General features: G+C 47.5%; 1 rRNA gene. It reads right to left on the bottom strand.

Features of this window, described 5'->3' with window-relative positions:
* Positions 1–223: ribosomal RNA gene (locus tag PSR9079_RS23560) — 23S ribosomal RNA — on the bottom strand; the annotation flags it as partial.

Raw genomic sequence — 223 nt, 5'->3', positions numbered from 1 at the left:
GATTCGGTATAATCTGAAGCTTAGAGGCTTTTCCTGGAAGTATGGCATCAGCAACTTCATCACCTTAGTGACTCGTCTCGTGTCTCAGCCTAACAGCAACCCGGATTTACCTAAGTCGCTAGCCTACTCACTTTCACATGGACTACCAACGCCATGCTTGCTTAGCCTGCTCCGTCCCCCCATCGCAATTATACCAAGTACGGAAATATTAATCCGTTTCCCA

This window comes from Pseudoalteromonas rhizosphaerae, assembly GCF_902498845.1.
Classification (GTDB): domain Bacteria; phylum Pseudomonadota; class Gammaproteobacteria; order Enterobacterales; family Alteromonadaceae; genus Pseudoalteromonas; species Pseudoalteromonas rhizosphaerae.
Note: the sequence above shows the minus strand (reverse complement) of the source record. Positions and strands in the feature narration are given on the sequence as shown.